The following is a 16711-nucleotide window of genomic DNA, read 5'->3' on the forward strand; positions in this document are numbered from 1 at the left end:
ACTATATACGTTTCAAATTATTATGAATTAATACTTAATTAATTATAATTCAAGACTCTAATGTGCATAGAAAGTTTATTTTTGTAAAGACAAATTTTTACACAATCAAACAAAAAAACTATGGGATTAATGTCATTTTTGAAGGGAGTAGGTGAAAAAATATTTCCTTCAACAGAAAAAGAACCGGAAGTAAAAGCCCAAGCTCTGCTTTCGCACGTTCAAGGTCTGGGCTTGCCTTTTAAAAAGCTAACTATCAAGGTTGCTGAAGATAAAGTAATTCTACAAGGTGAAGTTGCTCAGCAGGAAGATGCCGAGAAAATTGCTATAGCCGTCGGTAACGTAGAAGGTGTAGCTTCTGTTGACAACCAATTAGAAGTAGCCGATCCTAAGCCTGAAGCTCAATATCATACCGTTGAGTCCGGTGACTGGTTATCCAAAATTGCAAAGAAATACTACGGCGATGCCAACAAGTATATGGTGATTTTTGAGGCTAATAAACCAATGCTTACTGACCCGGATAAAATTTACCCTGGTCAGGTGTTGAGAATTCCACCTTTGGATTGAGAAATACCAATATGATTTATGGAAAGAGGGCTGAAAGGCTCTCTTTTTTATTGTCTGATATAAATTTTCCTTTTGGTACCTTCTGTTTCAAAGAAATAAATGCCTTCTGTAAGTTTTGGCAGTTTGAATGTGGCTTCCTGTTTATTGAGTGCTATTGACTTTGAAAAGGCGAGTTTGCCGTTCAGGTCAAAGATTTTTACGACAGTATTTTCAGAATAAGGTTCAGCGAGTTTTATCTTGAGGAAATGACTGGCAGGGTTTGGGAAAATTTGAAACTTTTCACTTTCTTCAATAGATGCCGACAAAGGTATAATGACCTGAATATTAGCCTCGCCTGAAGCAAAACCTTTGCCGCAATTATTGGTAAACTCCACTATCGAATACGTTGTGGAATTGCTTGGCTTTACGTAGTAGGCAAATTGAGAATTCTCAGCTTCTATTATTGAGCCGTCATTAAGTAAAATCTCCCAGGGAGCCTGGCCGGTAAGATTAATTCTTAGTTGAGCTGAATCTCCACTTACTATTGTTGTTTGACCTGATATACTTGCTGTAACAGGTGGCAGGACCTTAACCTCTATTTTGCTTCGTTCGCTTTCACAGCCAAAATCGTTTGTTTGTGAAACGTAATAATGTTTAATCCCGGACTCAGTTGTGACAGGATTTAACTGCGAGGATGATTGTGAATCATATTCTCCAAAATACCATTTGAGGTTTGTCCCTTCAGCATGTAATTGATCTGATTTTTCATTAAAACAGTACTGCACAGGAGATATTATCGCAGGTTGCCCGGGTTTATTCACAATACTTACATTCACCGGCAAGGAGTAGTCTTCAATGGCCTCTCCAATTACTTTTAAGTCAAAGCCTTGTCCACCATTAATCTCATTGGGGAGTTTGAAATTTAATGATGTGCTTGAAAGGCTTGGTTGTATCAAGTAATCCTTAGAGCCATTGCTCAGCTTTATTTTATATTCGCTTATTCTGGACGGTAGTAAGCCCTTCACAGGAACATTTACTATGCTTTTCTCACATATTGTTTTTTTGATGTAATCCTGAATGGTGATGGCGGGCTCTATTACATTAACCGTTACCGGATTATTAGAGAAGACGGTTTGGCATAATTGTGAAACTTCAGTAATCGAGTAGTTTTGTGTTTTCTCAGGAGTTACGCCGATTAAAAGCTCATTGGTTCTTATATCCACAAAGTTCTCTCCGCTGGATAATTTGAAATTCCATGGGCCGCTTCCAGTGAGGTTTACCTTCAGTCTGGCCGTCTGACCGATTTGAACTGCCTCATCGAGGGTTTCTATTGTGACTTTTCCTCCGGCTTTTACCTCAAAATTTTCAGAAGGGAAACCAACTACGGCAGGTGACGTAGATGACACTCTGACACGATAGGCTTTGCCTGTTGGTAAGTTTTCGGGTAGTTTTATTTGTATACTGTCTTCGTAAAGAGTGGCTGAAATGCTTTTGAAATTGCCACCATATTGATCGGATATTTCCGCCATGAAAAAGTTGTCTGCTTTAAAAAGTCCACTTTTTGACAGGTAAACTGTGACCAGGTTTCCTTGGCAAAAACTTTTTGATTCTAAGGGTTTTACGGCCACAAAATTCGGATCTGCTTCTGTGAGCTGATACTCTGCCTTAGGCGACAAACGAATAGCCAAAGAGGCTTCCATTCGCTGGTATTGTTGCTCCGTGAAAACATTCCCGCATTTCAAATGGTAAGACATCAGATTGTCGTAAGCCGGCTGAAAGGTCATCCCATATTTATCCTGTAAAGTCTCCGGGTAGCTATCGGAGCAATTAAAGACTGAAACATTGGTGAACCGTTCAAAAGGGTCAGCTGGGGTATCACAAATTTCGTCTCCCGTGTACGCACAGTTGGCCCCAATTCCACGGGTTACCACCTCTCGTTGTTCAATATCAGATGAACCACTATTTTGGAAGGTGTGTAAAAGACCAAAATAATGTCCAAGTTCATGAAGGAAGGTTTTGTCCCGTAGTATTTCAAAATCTTCATCGGAGTTTTCGAGGTAGCTAAACATCAATCGGTTGCTTCCTGAAGAGTAGGTGGGTAGGCTTGTGTATCCATTCAAGGCGGAGCCATCTTCTCTGCTTATTAATTTAACAAAGTAAATATTGATAGCATCTGACTTATCATAAGTTTTTCTTAATGCCTGCTCTTCACTCAAATGAAAATCCTGATAGACAGAATTATGGATGTGATTGACAAAGCCATCTTTAATATAAAAGCTTAAACCAATGGTGGAAAAGTAAAGATTTGCCCGGTTTATTAGCTGTACAACTTCTTGGTTGTCAAAAGATGAGAGAGAGTTGTCAGGGTGAAAAATTACAGCATTTACGGCAAGGCTATAATTACTTTTACGGGCTTTTTTGTTTGAAAAAGAACGAACAATTTCTGTCAACATCTGTTCTTCAGATGATGATATTGAGGAGACGTCGCAGTTTAATTGACTGTACGCCGGGGCACAGAAAAGTAGGATTAGACCCAAGCCATAGGCTCGCCCAAAAAGACCTAACATGTTATCGATTCACTTTTTTCCTGACAATCTAACAATGAGATTGTAGAACAAATCTAATAAAATCAGGCTTTTAAAGGCTAAATCGACGTGTATTCTTTCTGAAAGTCGAGGAATTCTTTCTCCAGAATTGCAAATTTTTCATCAAAACCTTCCAGGTTTCCGGATTTAGCAGGTACTTCAATCGCCTTCACGATCTCATGAATACGCATAAGGCCGATGGTTCCGGAGTTGCCTTTCAGGGTGTGCAGTTCTTTTTGAATTGTTACCACATCATTTTTTTTATAGGCGTCAATGGTATTTTGAATTTGATCTTTTGCTTCCTTTTCAAAATCCTGAAAAACACTCGTGAGCATTTCCTGACCGACCATTTCTTTGAGGCTACCAATGATCTCTATATCAAAGGCAGGTATATCATCAGCCAGTACTTTATTATCATTTTTCGGCTTCTTTGAATTGCTGCGAATACTTTGCTTCCCGGTATGAATCATTTCCTCTACCGTCAGGATCAACGTTTTAGCTCGGATAGGTTTGGAAACATAACCATCAAAACCGCTATTGAGAAACTTCTCTCGGTCATCTTGCATAGAGTAGGCCGTCATAGCGATAACTGGTGACAACTTATCTCCAAATAACTCTCTCAACTTTGCCGTGGTTTGAATCCCATCCATCTCCGGCATTTGAATATCCATTAAGACGAGGTTAAAGTCAGGAGTTTCAGAGTAAATTTCAATGGCTTTCTTACCAGAGTCAGCCTGTGCAACCTCACATCCGGCACGCTGTAATATCTCAGAAGCTACTTTGCGGTTCACTGAGTTATCATCTACCAGAAGGAGTTTTGGGGTGAGCTCTTTGAAATAATTGGTTAACTGTATTTCACCAGCTTTTTGCTCGTCTTTTTCAGGAGCTTTATCTGAAACCTCCAACTCAACAGTAAACCAGAAGTTACTTCCGTCACCAATTTTAGATTTCACTCCCATCTTACCATTCATTTTTCGGCAGAGTTCTCTGGAAATTGCCAGACCAAGACCTGTGCCTCCAAAAGACTTGCTTGTTGAATTATCAAGCTGCTGAAAAGCATTGAAAAGCTTTTGCTGATCCTCTTCTGAAATTCCAATTCCCTGATCTATAACCTCAAAAAGGAGGTTTCCTGGTGCTGTTGGGCCTTCTTTTAAAGAAACTTTAATTATTACTTCGCCGTTGTCAGTGAATTTCAGACCATTAGAGGTAAGGTTTGAGAGTATTTGTAATAGACGTGTCTGATCCCCGACAAAATAATCTGAAACTTCATGGGCTATTTCAAATCGTATGGTATTCCCTTTTTCAAAAGCCTTTTGATGGAAGAGCGAAACCAACGTTTTAAGCACCTCCTTGAGGTCAAAAATGACAGGATGGAGTTCCATTTTACCAGCCTCTATTTTTGACAGATCAAGGATATCATTGAGAATAGTAAGTAATGTTTGAGAAGACTTCCGAATGGTATTTACATAGTCTTTTTGTTCAGCCTGAAGCTCGGTTTCATTGAGAACATCCAGCATACCAATGACCCCGTTCATCGGGGTTCTGATCTCATGACTCATATTGGCTAAAAAACGCTCTTTAACGGCTAGTGAGTGTTCTGCCTCTTCTTTGGCTTTTTGAAGCTCTGCTGCACTTCTTTTTAGTTCAGAAATATCACGGGCTATACCTTCTACTTCGGTAGGTATGCCTTTCTTGTCTTTGATCATTCTGATGTTCAGCATGAAAGCCCGCAATTGGCCATCCTTCCGTTTTACTGTAACCTCAAAATTGGTGATGCTACCCGTTTTAAGGAGAGTTTTGATGTTTTTCGAGCTGTCGTTGGCGTTTTCAAAAAACTTATCCACCTTATTGCCCATTACTTCCTCAAGTTTGTAACCGGTATGAAGTTCTACCGAAGGAGAGATCATGGTTACATTTCCTGCAAGGTCAGTTCGGTAGTAGATATCAATGAATGACTCAATAATGTTTCTGAATTTCTGCTCACTTTGCTGAATAGAAATGGTGGCGTTTTTTCTGACAGTAATGTCTCTTGCAATACCGGAAACCTCGGTGATCTGCCCATTTTCTTTCGAAAGAATGGGGTTAAGGTAGAATTCGTACCAGTCGTCAGGAGTACCCCAGTGCATTTCAAAATGTTGGGGTTTTCCTTCAAATGCCAGATTGTATTTTTCACGAAGCAAAGGTCTGTCGTCTGGCGAAATGAGTTTCCATCCGTATTTTTCAATGGTGACATTCATCTCAGGCGGCGTGCCTAGCTTACTTTCAATGAGGTTTGAGTAGTTTTTATTAAATGAACTGAGTTGACGTTTGCTGTTAACAGTCCAAATAAGGTGAGAGCTACTGTCAAAAACGGCATTTAATCTGGCTGTTTGAAGGCGAAGTTCTTCCTGTGATTTCTTCCGAACCAATGCCAAAGCCACCTGCCCTGAGATAAAGTTTAATAACTCAAGATTTCGGCTGCTAAACTTGGTGGCGTCAGAGTATGATTTTATACCGATAACACCATTGAATTGGTTTTCAACTTTTAAAGGGACAATAACCTGAACCTCAGGTAGAAGTTTGCCGTAAAGGAAGAGCTTTTCTTTTTTAACTAACTCCTCAAACTCTTTTTTGTAAAATAAGAGTGGCTTGTTCTGAAGCATAGCATACTCCACAATACCATTCCCGATTTTACGGCGGTCATCCTCCGGAGTAGGGAAGTGCTCATCTACCCGGTAAGGAAACTCAATCATTCCATTATCATCGTCATAAATGGCTACGAAAAAGTTATTGGCATAAATTTTCTTTTGCAGCTCTTCATGAACCCGTTTTAAAAATTCTTTGAGGTCTTTAGCGTTCAGGTTTGCCTGAGCAATGGAATAGTATAAATCTTGAGCCCGCTCAGCACGCCTCCGCATTGTGATATCCCTGAAGAGACATCGGAAATTTACCGGTTTCCCATTTTCAAATCGGCAGGATATTTCACCTTGCAGGTAGAGCCTTTTTTTATCCTTGTTCCGAACCACCATCATAAACTCAGGCACCTTATGGCCATTGGTGACCTCCTTGAGCTTAATCATTACCTCCTGCTTAAACTGCGGATGCAGGATGTCCTCAAAATTCATTTTGGGCAAATCATCATCGGTAAAACCGAGAGTTTCTCTAAAAGCCTGATTGACGAATAGAAAACCTAGTTTTTCATCAAGCATCATCACAATTTCCGAAGTATTGTCGATGAGGTCTTGTAGATGATCAAACTGAGATATGGCTTTACTGGTGGGCATGCATTCGGTTTTAAAAGCTCTAAAACTAACAATTAATGGCTATTTTTGAGCCCATTTTAGTGGATAAATCAATGAATAAGGTAAAAGCTAAAAAGCACCTCGGACAGCATTTTTTAAAGGAAGAAGGTATCGCAAAGAAAATTGTGAATTTGCTTCAGCCTGATGGGAAGTATTTAAAGGCTCTTGAGGTAGGTCCGGGAATGGGTGTGTTAACTCAGTTTCTACTCAAAAGGGAGGATGTCAATACCTACGTTGTGGAGCTTGATAGTGAGTCTGTTGAGTATCTCAATGAGCATTACCCGGAGTTAAAAGGAAAGGTCTTCAGCGAGGATTTTCTTCAAATGTGGACGTCAAAAAAGCTGGAACTTGAGAATAATGAGAAAATGGCGATCATCGGGAACTTCCCCTATAATATTTCATCTCAGATTTTCTTTAAAGTTCTGCAAGATAAGGACCAGGTAGAAGAAGTGGTTTGTATGCTTCAGAAAGAAGTAGCTAAGCGAATAGCCTCCGGGCCGGGGAATAAAGATTATGGGATTTTAAGCGTTCTTCTTCAGGCTTATTATGATATTTCATACGCTTTTTCTGTACCGCCCGGTTCTTTTAATCCACCTCCTAAGGTTGATTCAGGAGTAATTCGCTTAGTCAGGAATGAGAATAAAGAGCTTGCCTGTGATGAGAAAAAGTTTTTTACGGTGGTGAAAACCGGGTTTAATCAGAGAAGAAAAAAGCTCAACAACGCTCTTAAGCCTTTGGGCATTGACTTTGAACACCCTTTGCTTGATAAACGTGCTGAGCAATTAACCTATCAGGATTTTGTGACCCTGACGAACTTAATTTCTTAAGTTTTTTAACTTTTCATGTTCCAGAATTTTAATTCTACCTGAGGTAATCTCAATCAGCTTTTCGTCTTTGAAATCTGAAAGTGTTCTGATGGCTGTTTCCAGAGAGGTACCGGCCACATTTGAAATATCTTCCCGGCTAATTTTAACTCCTCTGGCAGCCTCGCTTTCATCAATGTGCTCAAAAAACTTAATGAGGGCTTCAGATACTCTTTTTCTTACAGAGTTATAGGCGAGTTTTATTAACTGCTCCTCATTATCCTTGATTTCTTTAGAAAGTATTCCGATAAACTTCTGAGATACCTGTTTGTTTTTGTAAAGCAGGTCATTAAAGTCAGATTTTGGAATAAGTGATACCTCGCAATCTTCAATAGCCGAAGCAGACTCCGTATAAGGTGTTTCGGTCATGAGATTGGCATGGCCAAAATAGTCACCCGCAGAGTAAAGTCCCACAATCAGCTCTTTGCCGTCTTCATTGGTTTTATAGGTTTTAACACGTCCTTTTTCCAGGTAAAACAGGTAAAAAGGGTGGTCTTCTTCTCTATAGATTTCGGCTTTTTTCTTGTAAGTTCTTTTCTCTCTGCTCTCTTTGAGTTTATTGAGGTCTTCATCCCCACCAACGTCTTTAACCAGCTGTTCAAGCCCTTTCATGTTCTCATATTTTTTATCCATGAGACCTTGCTTTTTGAAACGACTTTCAATGGCATTCAGGAGTTCTACGTCTTCAAAAGGTTTGGTAATATAGTCATCAGCACCCATTTCCATGCCTTTGCGATAGTCACCCCTGTCGGCTTTAGCTGTTAAAAAGATGAAAGGAATGGCCTCTGTTTGTGGGTTTTTTGAGAGTAAATGAAGCACCCCGTATCCATCTAAAACCGGCATCATTATATCGCAAATGATCAAATCAGGATTAGACTTCAAAGCTTTTTCCACTCCGGTTTTGCCATTCTCGGCAACCTCTACTTCATAACCATCCAGCTCCAGAATTTCTGCCGTATTTTCTCGGATTTCGATATTATCCTCTATTAATAGTATTTTTTTCATTCGTTAAGTTTTTGGGAATGCTGACTACAAATTTAGTTCCTTGATTTATAATACTCTGGCAGGTGACGTCACCACCAAGAAGCTCGCTGTACTGTTTGACTATAGAAAGGCCTAGACCGGTTCCCTGAATTTGCCCTGCATTATCTGCCCTAAAAAATCGGGTGAAGAGGTTTTCCATGTTTTCTTCCGGAATTCCAATCCCCCGGTCTTGTATCTCGATAAAAAGTGTATTCTCCTCTTCCGAAGCTTTTAGCTCAATTTGGGTTCCTTCATTTGAAAATTTAATCGCATTTGAGAGTAAGTTTAAAACGATATGTCTCAAAAGCTTTGGGTCCTGATAAATCATTAGTTTATCAAAGTCCGGCGTTTCAAGTTTGATAGATTGGCCTTTCTTGGAAATGATATTGACTTCGGCCACCATGTCCTTAAGATAGGTGATAAGCTCAAAATCATGCGGTGCAAGAATGACTTTACCTTCTTCAATTTTATTGACAGAAAGTAGGTCATCAAGTATTTCGGTAAGGTTTCTGACCGATTTTTTAATGCGATCAATATGTCGGTTTACCTTTTCGGGCTTTCCTATTGATGTATATTTTTCAACCAATGAAAGCGAGGAAAGGACCGTGGCCAACGGGGTTCTGAATTCATGAGAGGCTGTGCTAATAAATCTGGATTTGAGCTGATTAAGCTCCCTTTCTTTTTTTAAGGATTGATCCAGTTTCTTTTTGGTCTCTTCCAGATTTGAGATGGCTTCTTTGAGGATCAAAGTTCTGTCTTCTACTTCTTTTTCAAGTAAAAGCTGATAATTTTTTGCCTGTTCCTCATTCTTCTTTCGCTCAGAAATGTCAATAACAAAGGCAACCACCATGTTCTCGTCTTCAAAATAACAAGGGCTAAGACTTACTTCAACAGGAAACTCAGTGCCATCTTTTCGTGTGGCGAAAAGATCAATACCAGCACCCATTGAACGGGGTTTTTGATGCTGGTGATAATGTGAAACATGCTCAGAATGATCTTTGCGATATCTGGACGGGACCAAGGTTTCTATCCGCTGGCCATTTAATTCATGTAATTCGTATCCAAAAAGTGTTCTGGCAGCAGGATTGGCACGCCTGATAAAACCTCTTTTATCGGTAATAAGAATTGCCTCGTTGGCGTATTCAAAAATTGTTTCGAATTGATGACTCTCAGGCATAATGGGTTTTCAGAAGGTGCAAATTGGTTTTGCCCCAAGCATTAAAATATGACTTTAATCAGAATTTTGCCTGAAGTTATAACGAGTTTTCTGATTTAAAGCATTTCTGACCAACCTCATATTTATGATCCTTTATTTAAATCACCTTTGTTTTTGAACTAACGTGGAGATGGGAGTAATCAGTAACCAACTTATCATTAACGACAGCCTGAGCCTTAAAGAGCTGAAGCAGAGCTTTAAGACGCTTTTTCCGTTTCTTGAGCTTGAGCTCTACAGAAAAGGAAAGCTTCTCAATGGCCGTGATGAAAACAAACTTTTGGGGAGCTTTAGTAAAGAATCTTTAGGGAAAGGTTTTGCTATTGAACCTGCCATGTCCATTAATGATCTGGAACAAGCCTTTGATAAAAAACTAGGTCTTAAAGCCACTGTTTATCGTAAAATGGGGAGTTCGCTCATTGAAACCAGCTTTACTTCTGCCTGGTCTTTATACTATCAGAACATAAAAGGCGGCGAGCTTTTGAAAGATTTTGGCACTAACTCATAGTCTTATTTACTTTGTTCTTTGCATAGTAAATTATCATGAATCAAAATCTCGGAAAGTATCTGATCATTGGCGGGCTCATCCTGATTGTGGTTGGTAGTCTTGTCTATTTTTTATGTGATAAGCTGAACTGGCTTGGGAAATTACCGGGGGATATTCGTTATGAAAATGGAAATACCAAGATTTACTTCCCTGTAGCGACGATGATTCTATTGAGCCTCCTGCTCAATCTGGTACTCTACCTTATCAAACGCTTTTTCTGATTATTCGTAACTCAATTTGGTCAGATAGAAGATGTCTTTTGAGTACGTCGCATCTTGCCTAATACTCTGAATGCCATAGGCCACAAAAGTATGGTCATACCAAGAGGCCAGTTCACTTTGATACGTTTCTAGAATTCTTTCATTCTTATTTTCAAGATCCACCGGCAGATCGGCCAGCGTCTTTGAACTCCCATTTACGATAGCGGTTTTGATGATTTCCTCATCTGGGTAGGCAACGATATATTTATCTTCCCCCACGTTTGAGAGCTGTACTTTATAGTCAAGCGTACGACTCTGCATATCGTTCAAGGCAATGCTGTTGTCCCACTCCAGTTTTCCATTGGCATCAAAATGAAGAATAAGGGCGTGGGTATACCTGAAATTATTAAACGCATAATAGCTGCTAGAGCCCCAGCGATAATTTCTTCCGATAGGAAGAAGACCGGTATTATAATTTTTGTACTCGGGGTAAAACACTTCGGCCAGCATTGTCATTCCGTTTTCTCCTTTAATTGGTTCATGAATTAGGAGTCGCTGACGAAGTTTGAAGTCCTTCCCTTTTTGATTTTTCCTGCTGATTCTGCTTTTCACTCTGTTCTGCCGTTTTTCGGGCATATAGCTTAGAAAGTTTTTCAGATCCACAAAATCATAGAATTGCGTCTCAGAATTTCTTGAGAGTGAGTACGTGTAAAAACCGACGGAGTAGTCTGAGCAGTTATCCGCATAATTACCGGCTAAAACGAAGTCACCGTTTGGTATTTTGATCAATTTGCCGTTTAACGGAAGTTTGTTTTTCTCTCCTAATGTTTCTTTGCCAATCAGCTTGCCGTCGTAATCATAAACTTTGAGAAGCATTTTACAGTTTCTAGTGTTTTTGAGCATCACATAAACCAGCTCCTCGTTGGCATTGACCTCAATATTATTGAGTTTAATATTATTGGAGTGTATTTCTGGCAGTACTTTGCCGGTCTGGGCAAAAAGATTGATCATCTCCACTACCGGACGGTCATTATACCGGCCACCGATAAGAATTTTACTTTTGATAACCTTAAAAAGGTCAATGTCCATATTGGTCAAAAGCTTTGTTTCAGTAACCACATAATCACCGGTATTGATGTCAAGTCTAAGGACATTGATGTTTCGGCTATCATCTTCTCTGAAAAGGCAGAAGAGGTAGTTTTCGGTTTCAAAATACCTGAGCAATCGGAACAAAAAACCTGGCTTGTACTGGTTTCTCCATTGGTTTTCCAGCTCAGTATTGAATTTTAGAAAATTAATGTCAAGGTCACGCCCAAAATTGTTGGTTTTGGTATTAAGAACTACTAATCCGCGTTCCTCAAATGAAATGACATTGAATTCATCATTTTCACTGGTATTCATCTCAAAATTTACCCTCTTTTGAGTGGTAAGCTGAGCCAGCAAAGGAGAAGCTTGTAAAACCAAAAGTAGTACTGTAGCCAGTTTGCCTATTGAGATGAAATAACGGGTTATTCGGTACATTCAGTAGTTTATTTTAAGAATCAGCGATTTGAAAATCAGACTGATTTCTTACCAAGCTTAATTAGCTCCAAATTAGTGATTTTTTTATTTTCCACTTCAATTTTCATGATATGCCTGTATTTATGAAAACCTTGCTTGCCGGCTGCTCCAGGGTTCAGGAAAACGATCCTGTTTTCACGGTCTTTTTTAACCGTTTCCTGATGGGAATGTCCGCAAATAATAACGTCAGGTTTAAATTCTTCAATAAGCGTTCTGACTCTTTTATTATACCGCGGAGGTTTACCGGCAATATGTGTAAGTAAAAAACGAAGACCTTCCAGCTCTATTATCTCATTTTCAGGCAATTTCCACTGAATTTCTTTAGAATCAATATTGCCATATACTGCTCTGTCTATTTTGAGCTTATCCAGAATACTTTCATGACCAACATCTCCCAGATGCCAAATTTGATCGCAGTCTTTGAAATGCTCGGCAATGGAGGGGTCTAAAAAACCGTGGGTATCTGCGATGAGCCCAATGACGGTCATCAGTATTTAACCTTTATTCCGTGATATTTCTCCTGCTCTACATGATCTTTTCTGAGCGGGTGGCCATTCCAGTCAGCTGGTAAAAGAATCCGGCGGAGGTCCGGGTGTTGATTGAATTTTACACCTACCAGGTCAAAAGCTTCCCTTTCATGCCAGTCGGCTGTTTTCCAGATAGGAGTAAGGGAATCTATTTCGGGTAAATTGTGATCATCTCCCCTTGGAACGGTAACCTTGATAATGAAGGATTTTTCATTAGGGATAGAGCTCATGTGATACCATAGCTCCAGAGTACCGGTTTCGGGTCCATTATCCACTGCTGAGATGCAGTTCAGGAAATCAAAATAGAATTCAGGTTCTTTATAAAGGAAAGAGCAAACCTGAAGAAGATATTCTTTTTTCAACTTCACATAGGGCTGAACAGCTTCTGAGTTAATTTGATCAAAAATCTCTTCTCCAAATTTGTTTTGAAGAGCTGCAGCGATATGTTCAAAAGCTGAAAAGTCCATTAGTTTTTTTGAGCTAGTAAATACAGAACGGCCATGCGTACGGCCACACCATTTTCTACCTGATTGAGAATAATACTTTGATCTGAGTCTGCCGCATCACTACTCAGTTCTACTCCCCGATTAATTGGGCCGGGGTGCATAAGGACTATATCTTTATCCAGCTCATCGAGCATGGCTTTGTTAATTCCGAAATACAAAGAATATTCACGCAATGAGGGGAAATATTTGATTTGCTGTCGCTCCAGCTGAATTCTCAAAACGTTTGCTATATCACACCAGGCCAAAGCCTCTTTTACATTATGTCCTACTTTCACTCCAAGTTTAGGAAGGTGTTTAGGAATGAGTGTGCTTGGTCCGCAAACCATCACTTCAGCACCTAACTTTTGAAGACAATATATATTTGACAAAGCCACCCTGCTATGAAGAATGTCACCAATAATGGCCACTTTTTTACCCGTTAGATCACCCACTTTCTCTTGCATTGAGTAGGCATCCAGAAGAGCCTGAGTGGGGTGCTCATGTGTTCCGTCCCCGGCATTTACGATATTCGCTTTGATTTTGTTAGACAAAAAAACAGGTGCTCCAGGGCTACTGTGCCTCATGACCACCATGTCTACTTTCATAGAGAGAATATTGTTTACCGTATCCAGTAGCGTTTCTCCTTTTTTTACGGAGCTTGAAGCCGATGAGAAATTGATGACATCTGCGGAAAGTCTCTTTTCTGCAAGTTCAAAGGAGAGTCTTGTTCTTGTTGAATTCTCAAAAAAGACATTGGCTATGGTAATGTCTCTGAGGGAAGGAACCTTTTTGATAGGCCTGTTGATGACCTCCTTAAATTCCTTTGCTGTTTCCAGAATGAGTTGAATGTCAGAGGTCTGGAGGTGTTTAATGCCCAATAAGTGCCGGGTGCTGAGTGCTTGCATCGGGTACGAAAAGTTTCACAAAGGTAATTGAATTAGGCTTTGCAGCCGAACTTTTACTGAAGATTTAGTTCGCGTAATACTCCATCATCTTCTTAAAAACGAAGGACTTGGTTCCATAAACTTTTGCATCATCGCCCAGAGGGGAAATTATGACATCCAGATTCTGTTTAAAAGGCACTAAACAGTATTTATTGATTGACTGCTTAACCGTAGAAACGATGAGGTCACCGGCATTTTTCAAAATGCCATCAATAATAATAGTTTCCGGGTTAAAAAGATGAACGGCCATAGCCAGGCCTTTTCCCAGTTCACGCCCCACTTCGTAAATAATGTCAATTGAAAATTCATCGCCATTAATCGCTGCGGCAATGACATCTGAAAGAAACAGGTCTTTGTTTTCCTGATTCAGAGAAGTTGCTTTTCCCTCTTTCAGACCTGCTTTAGCTTTTCTAACGATGGTAGATGCCGAGGCCACAGTTTCTAAACAGCCTATTTTACCGCAAGCACATAACTCTCCATCAGGATAAACCTGTACGTGCCCAAGTTCACCTGCAAAACCGGCTGCTCCCTCTACAATTTGGCCGTTATGCAAAATGCCTAAACCAACACCCCAGTCGAGATTCACAAGCAGTACATTCTTCTTATTACGAGCAAGGCCATAATGATGCTCGCCTAGCAAAGAGGCCCTTGTGTCATTGATATTAAAAACATGAAGTTTATACTTTTCTTCCAGAACCAAAGCAAGTGATTTATTCTCTTTATTGAGGTTTTGATGAGTATAGTTTAAACCACTTTCTGTTTCAATCAAACCTGGTGCAGAGATACCAATGGCCCAGGGTTGATCATTTATTTTAAGAAGCTGATCTACCTCACGGATAATCTCTTTCAGGTAAGTTTCTTTCTCAAGATCTATCTCAAAAGAGGTTTTGGTAATGATTTCATTATTGAGGTTAATGAAAATGAAATTGGTCTCATAAAGGTTTATATCAAGAACCAAAGCAACTTTTTTTGACCCATTTATGCCATAATTAACCGGTCTTCTACCTGATTTGGTTTTTGAGGCTCCTTTCTCCCTGACCCACTCATGCTGTTTTAATTCGTCAAGCATTGCTGTAACCGACGGCACACTGGTATGAATTTCTTTAGCCAGTTTGGCAATAGAGTTACTCCCATGCTCAAAGAGGTGGTTTAAGATTCGTGTATAGCTTAGGATTTTTTTTCGGTCAACCAGTGATTCCTGGGAGTCAAAAAGAGGATCTGAGGGCATTATTTCAATAATCTTAAAAAGTGCAGTCCAAATCTACCGATGGAAGCTGATTAATACCCGATATTTTTAAAGTTTTTAAAGAAAAGCTAGTATTCCATGATAGCTTTTAAACTATGTGCCCCTCTTGGTACATAAATTTTACCTTTCTGAAGCTCTAAAACACTTTTAGCATTTGGATCAAACTTATAAAACTCAATTCCTCCGAAAGAGTAACCGAAGGTGAGGTATTGAAAAATAGAAACCGCAAGATTTTGCCCGTTTTTGTCAAAAATGGCTGAAGACGGTAATATGCCATCAATTTTCTGGGTTTTGATACTTTCAAGTATACCATCAAAACTCAGGCTTAAGACCGTCAAAGAAGATTCCCCGTCATCCATATAATGTTCCGGTGGCATAAATGAGTGCTCCAGATTGTTGACTACGATGTAGTTTCCGGAAGGGTGAATGTCAAAATTACATGGATTTTCGCCGACCTCAGCTTTTGAGATCAGGTAGTGATTAGTTTCTCTATCCTCAAGGTTAAGTTTGATAACAAAGAGCTCGCCTTTTGAGCGGTTCTCCATGTCGGTTTTATATTTCTTCTTGTCAAGGGCAATGAAATATTTTTCATCCGGTGTGAACTCTCCTTTGGTAGGCATACCGCCAATCTTTACCGGATCGCCGTATAATTCAAGTCTTATAATCTGCTGTGTTGGGCCATCTCTGTGAACTTCAATAATACCAAGATCAGCCTCATCCTGATTAAGGTAAATCAGGAAGTTGCCACTGGAGTGCCATTTGATTTCAACGATTCTTCCCGGAGGAAGTCCACTGGGCTTTTTAATAACTCTGACCGGCTTTCCACTGTTATCAAGTTCGTAAAGCTGAATTTCTTTGCCATACTCTTCAGTAGCAATAGCGAGGTATTTATCGGATGGGTCAATAGAGATGGAAGAAGGATTTCTCCCGACCGGAAAGCGGTATAAAGACTTCGGCTTTTTGAGGTCAGTAACGTCAATTACAGTTACATACCGTCCGGCAGGGAACTCCTCTTCAATGTCTTCATAACTGGTGTCATCATATGCCGTTTCACCTTTAGTTTCCAGAACATAGGCCAGTTTTTGATCAGAAGTGAAGCAGATGTTTTTTGCCTCTTTGAATATAGAGTTTGAGGCCTTGTCGGTTTTTATTTGCCCGGGATCTCCATAATCTAAAGGGAACTCCAGAGTAGAAATGACGTCTTTTGAGTCCTCCATTTTACGGAGGTTACCATCCATGATACTGAAAGCAGACATGTCTGCATCTGTCAAAAACAGAAGGCCTTTTGCATCAAAAATGATGTTTTGAGCCGAAGCGATAAAACCTGAAAAGAGAAAAAGGGAAAAGGCGAGTCTTTTAAGCATGATTAACTTTCGGCGTCGTAAACCAATACTTTCTGCCAGTATTGCGAACAATTGTCAATAAACTCAAGGTGCTTCGGGTGAGTTTGGTAAGCATCCTGATCTGCCTTGTTTTTGAAAATAAAAGTGATGGAAAAGTCATAAGAAGAGTCAATCACTTCTCTGTTTGTATCAGCTGGCTGGCCAACGAAACCAGTGGCTATCAATTCATTTTCGGCAAGTTTAAGTAATCCGGCGTGTAAGCCCTTTTGGTGATCTTCGTTATTTTTCTCTTTAAGCCAGAAAAAAACAGTGTGAACAAATCCTTTTTGTATTGACATGGTTTGGGTTTAA

Annotated in this window: 15 protein-coding genes; 4 read left to right on the forward strand and 11 right to left on the reverse strand. The window is 39.8% G+C overall.

Features of this window, described 5'->3' with window-relative positions; genetic code table 11:
- Positions 1–120 precede the first annotated feature (120 nt).
- Positions 121–564 carry a peptidoglycan-binding protein LysM gene (gene lysM, locus AFM12_RS17110; protein ID WP_055150808.1) on the forward strand — a complete coding sequence of 148 codons (444 nt, stop codon included), beginning with the start codon at positions 121–123 and terminating at the stop codon, positions 562–564.
- 47 nt (positions 565–611) lie between these two features.
- Here lysM and AFM12_RS17115 read toward each other — a convergent pair whose 3' ends face one another.
- Together AFM12_RS17115 and AFM12_RS17120 are read right to left on the reverse strand one after the other, a co-directional pair.
- Entirely contained in the window at positions 612–2996 is a 2385-nt protein-coding gene (locus AFM12_RS17115; RefSeq protein WP_165492359.1) for a T9SS type A sorting domain-containing protein, read from the reverse strand.
- Positions 2997–3187: 191 nt separating this feature from the next.
- Entirely contained in the window at positions 3188–6391 is a 3204-nt protein-coding gene (locus AFM12_RS17120) for a PAS domain S-box protein (RefSeq protein WP_055150813.1), read from the reverse strand.
- Between the two features lie 71 nt (positions 6392–6462).
- Between AFM12_RS17120 and rsmA the strand changes: the two genes are divergently transcribed.
- On the forward strand, positions 6463–7236 hold the full coding sequence (gene rsmA / locus AFM12_RS17125) for a 16S rRNA (adenine(1518)-N(6)/adenine(1519)-N(6))-dimethyltransferase RsmA (RefSeq protein WP_055151241.1): 774 nt from the start codon (positions 6463–6465) through the stop codon (positions 7234–7236).
- On the opposite strand, the gene AFM12_RS17130 is transcribed toward rsmA, so the two are convergent.
- Both AFM12_RS17130 and AFM12_RS17135 read right to left on the reverse strand, forming a co-directional pair.
- The gene (locus tag AFM12_RS17130; RefSeq protein WP_055150816.1) at positions 7225–8277 is read right to left on the reverse strand and encodes a response regulator; all 1053 of its coding nucleotides are present in this window, start codon (positions 8275–8277) and stop codon (positions 7225–7227) included. The genes rsmA and AFM12_RS17130 overlap by 12 nt on opposite strands.
- Positions 8249–9472 carry a PAS domain-containing sensor histidine kinase gene (locus AFM12_RS17135; RefSeq protein ID WP_055150819.1) on the reverse strand — a complete coding sequence of 408 codons (1224 nt, stop codon included), beginning with the start codon at positions 9470–9472 and terminating at the stop codon, positions 8249–8251. Before AFM12_RS17135 ends, AFM12_RS17130 begins: the two co-directional genes overlap by 29 nt.
- Before the next feature lie 169 nt (positions 9473–9641).
- Between AFM12_RS17135 and AFM12_RS17140 the strand changes: the two genes are divergently transcribed.
- Entirely contained in the window at positions 9642–10016 is a 375-nt protein-coding gene (locus AFM12_RS17140; RefSeq protein WP_055150822.1) for a hypothetical protein, read from the forward strand.
- Between the two features lie 35 nt (positions 10017–10051).
- Positions 10052–10276, forward strand: a complete 225-nt coding sequence (locus AFM12_RS17145) for a DUF2905 domain-containing protein (protein ID WP_055150825.1) — start codon at positions 10052–10054, stop codon at positions 10274–10276.
- Here AFM12_RS17145 and AFM12_RS17150 read toward each other — a convergent pair whose 3' ends face one another.
- The 7 genes from AFM12_RS17150 to AFM12_RS17180 form a co-directional block, all read right to left on the reverse strand.
- Positions 10277–11776: a hypothetical protein gene (locus tag AFM12_RS17150; protein WP_055150828.1), complete on the reverse strand. Its 1500-nt coding sequence runs from the start codon at positions 11774–11776 to the stop codon at positions 10277–10279. It abuts the gene before it with no gap.
- Positions 11777–11811: 35 nt separating this feature from the next.
- Positions 11812–12303: a metallophosphoesterase family protein gene (locus AFM12_RS17155; RefSeq protein ID WP_055150831.1), complete on the reverse strand. Its 492-nt coding sequence runs from the start codon at positions 12301–12303 to the stop codon at positions 11812–11814.
- Positions 12303–12809, reverse strand: coding sequence for an NADH-quinone oxidoreductase subunit C (locus tag AFM12_RS17160; protein WP_055150834.1), 507 nt, complete (start codon positions 12807–12809; stop codon positions 12303–12305). The genes AFM12_RS17155 and AFM12_RS17160 overlap by 1 nt, the downstream gene beginning before the upstream one ends.
- Entirely contained in the window at positions 12809–13732 is a 924-nt protein-coding gene (locus AFM12_RS17165) for an aspartate carbamoyltransferase catalytic subunit (protein WP_055150837.1), read from the reverse strand. Before AFM12_RS17165 ends, AFM12_RS17160 begins: the two co-directional genes overlap by 1 nt.
- Positions 13733–13796: 64 nt before the next feature.
- The gene (locus AFM12_RS17170; protein WP_055150840.1) at positions 13797–14999 is read right to left on the reverse strand and encodes an ROK family transcriptional regulator; all 1203 of its coding nucleotides are present in this window, start codon (positions 14997–14999) and stop codon (positions 13797–13799) included.
- An 86-nt stretch (positions 15000–15085) separates the two neighbouring features.
- Positions 15086–16381: a YncE family protein gene (locus AFM12_RS17175; protein WP_055150843.1), complete on the reverse strand. Its 1296-nt coding sequence runs from the start codon at positions 16379–16381 to the stop codon at positions 15086–15088.
- 2 nt (positions 16382–16383) lie between these two features.
- On the reverse strand, positions 16384–16698 hold the full coding sequence (locus tag AFM12_RS17180; protein WP_055150846.1) for a Dabb family protein: 315 nt from the start codon (positions 16696–16698) through the stop codon (positions 16384–16386).
- Positions 16699–16711: the final 13 nt, after the last annotated feature.

The organism is Jiulongibacter sediminis, assembly GCF_001306455.1.
GTDB classification, from domain to species: Bacteria; Bacteroidota; Bacteroidia; order Cytophagales; family Spirosomataceae; genus Jiulongibacter; species Jiulongibacter sediminis.

What these genes read in the sequence shown, in the direction of transcription:
- AFM12_RS17135 (WP_055150819.1), bottom strand. Translation starts at nt 9,472, where the DNA reads ATGCCTGAGAGTCATCAATTCGAAACAATTTTTGAATACGCCAACGAG.
- AFM12_RS17120 (WP_055150813.1), bottom strand. Translation starts at nt 6,391, where the DNA reads ATGCCCACCAGTAAAGCCATATCTCAGTTTGATCATCTACAAGACCTC.
- AFM12_RS17145 (WP_055150825.1), top strand. Translation starts at nt 10,052, where the DNA reads ATGAATCAAAATCTCGGAAAGTATCTGATCATTGGCGGGCTCATCCTG.
- AFM12_RS17130 (WP_055150816.1), bottom strand. Translation starts at nt 8,277, where the DNA reads ATGAAAAAAATACTATTAATAGAGGATAATATCGAAATCCGAGAAAAT.
- AFM12_RS17115 (WP_165492359.1), bottom strand. Translation starts at nt 2,996, where the DNA reads ATGTTGACAGAAATTGTTCGTTCTTTTTCAAACAAAAAAGCCCGTAAA.
- AFM12_RS17170 (WP_055150840.1), bottom strand. Translation starts at nt 14,999, where the DNA reads ATGCCCTCAGATCCTCTTTTTGACTCCCAGGAATCACTGGTTGACCGA.
- AFM12_RS17180 (WP_055150846.1), bottom strand. Translation starts at nt 16,698, where the DNA reads ATGTCAATACAAAAAGGATTTGTTCACACTGTTTTTTTCTGGCTTAAA.
- AFM12_RS17160 (WP_055150834.1), bottom strand. Translation starts at nt 12,809, where the DNA reads ATGGACTTTTCAGCTTTTGAACATATCGCTGCAGCTCTTCAAAACAAA.
- lysM (WP_055150808.1), top strand. Translation starts at nt 121, where the DNA reads ATGGGATTAATGTCATTTTTGAAGGGAGTAGGTGAAAAAATATTTCCT.
- AFM12_RS17150 (WP_055150828.1), bottom strand. Translation starts at nt 11,776, where the DNA reads ATGTACCGAATAACCCGTTATTTCATCTCAATAGGCAAACTGGCTACA.
- AFM12_RS17140 (WP_055150822.1), top strand. Translation starts at nt 9,642, where the DNA reads ATGGGAGTAATCAGTAACCAACTTATCATTAACGACAGCCTGAGCCTT.
- rsmA (WP_055151241.1), top strand. Translation starts at nt 6,463, where the DNA reads ATGAATAAGGTAAAAGCTAAAAAGCACCTCGGACAGCATTTTTTAAAG.
- AFM12_RS17165 (WP_055150837.1), bottom strand. Translation starts at nt 13,732, where the DNA reads ATGCAAGCACTCAGCACCCGGCACTTATTGGGCATTAAACACCTCCAG.
- AFM12_RS17155 (WP_055150831.1), bottom strand. Translation starts at nt 12,303, where the DNA reads ATGACCGTCATTGGGCTCATCGCAGATACCCACGGTTTTTTAGACCCC.
- AFM12_RS17175 (WP_055150843.1), bottom strand. Translation starts at nt 16,381, where the DNA reads ATGCTTAAAAGACTCGCCTTTTCCCTTTTTCTCTTTTCAGGTTTTATC.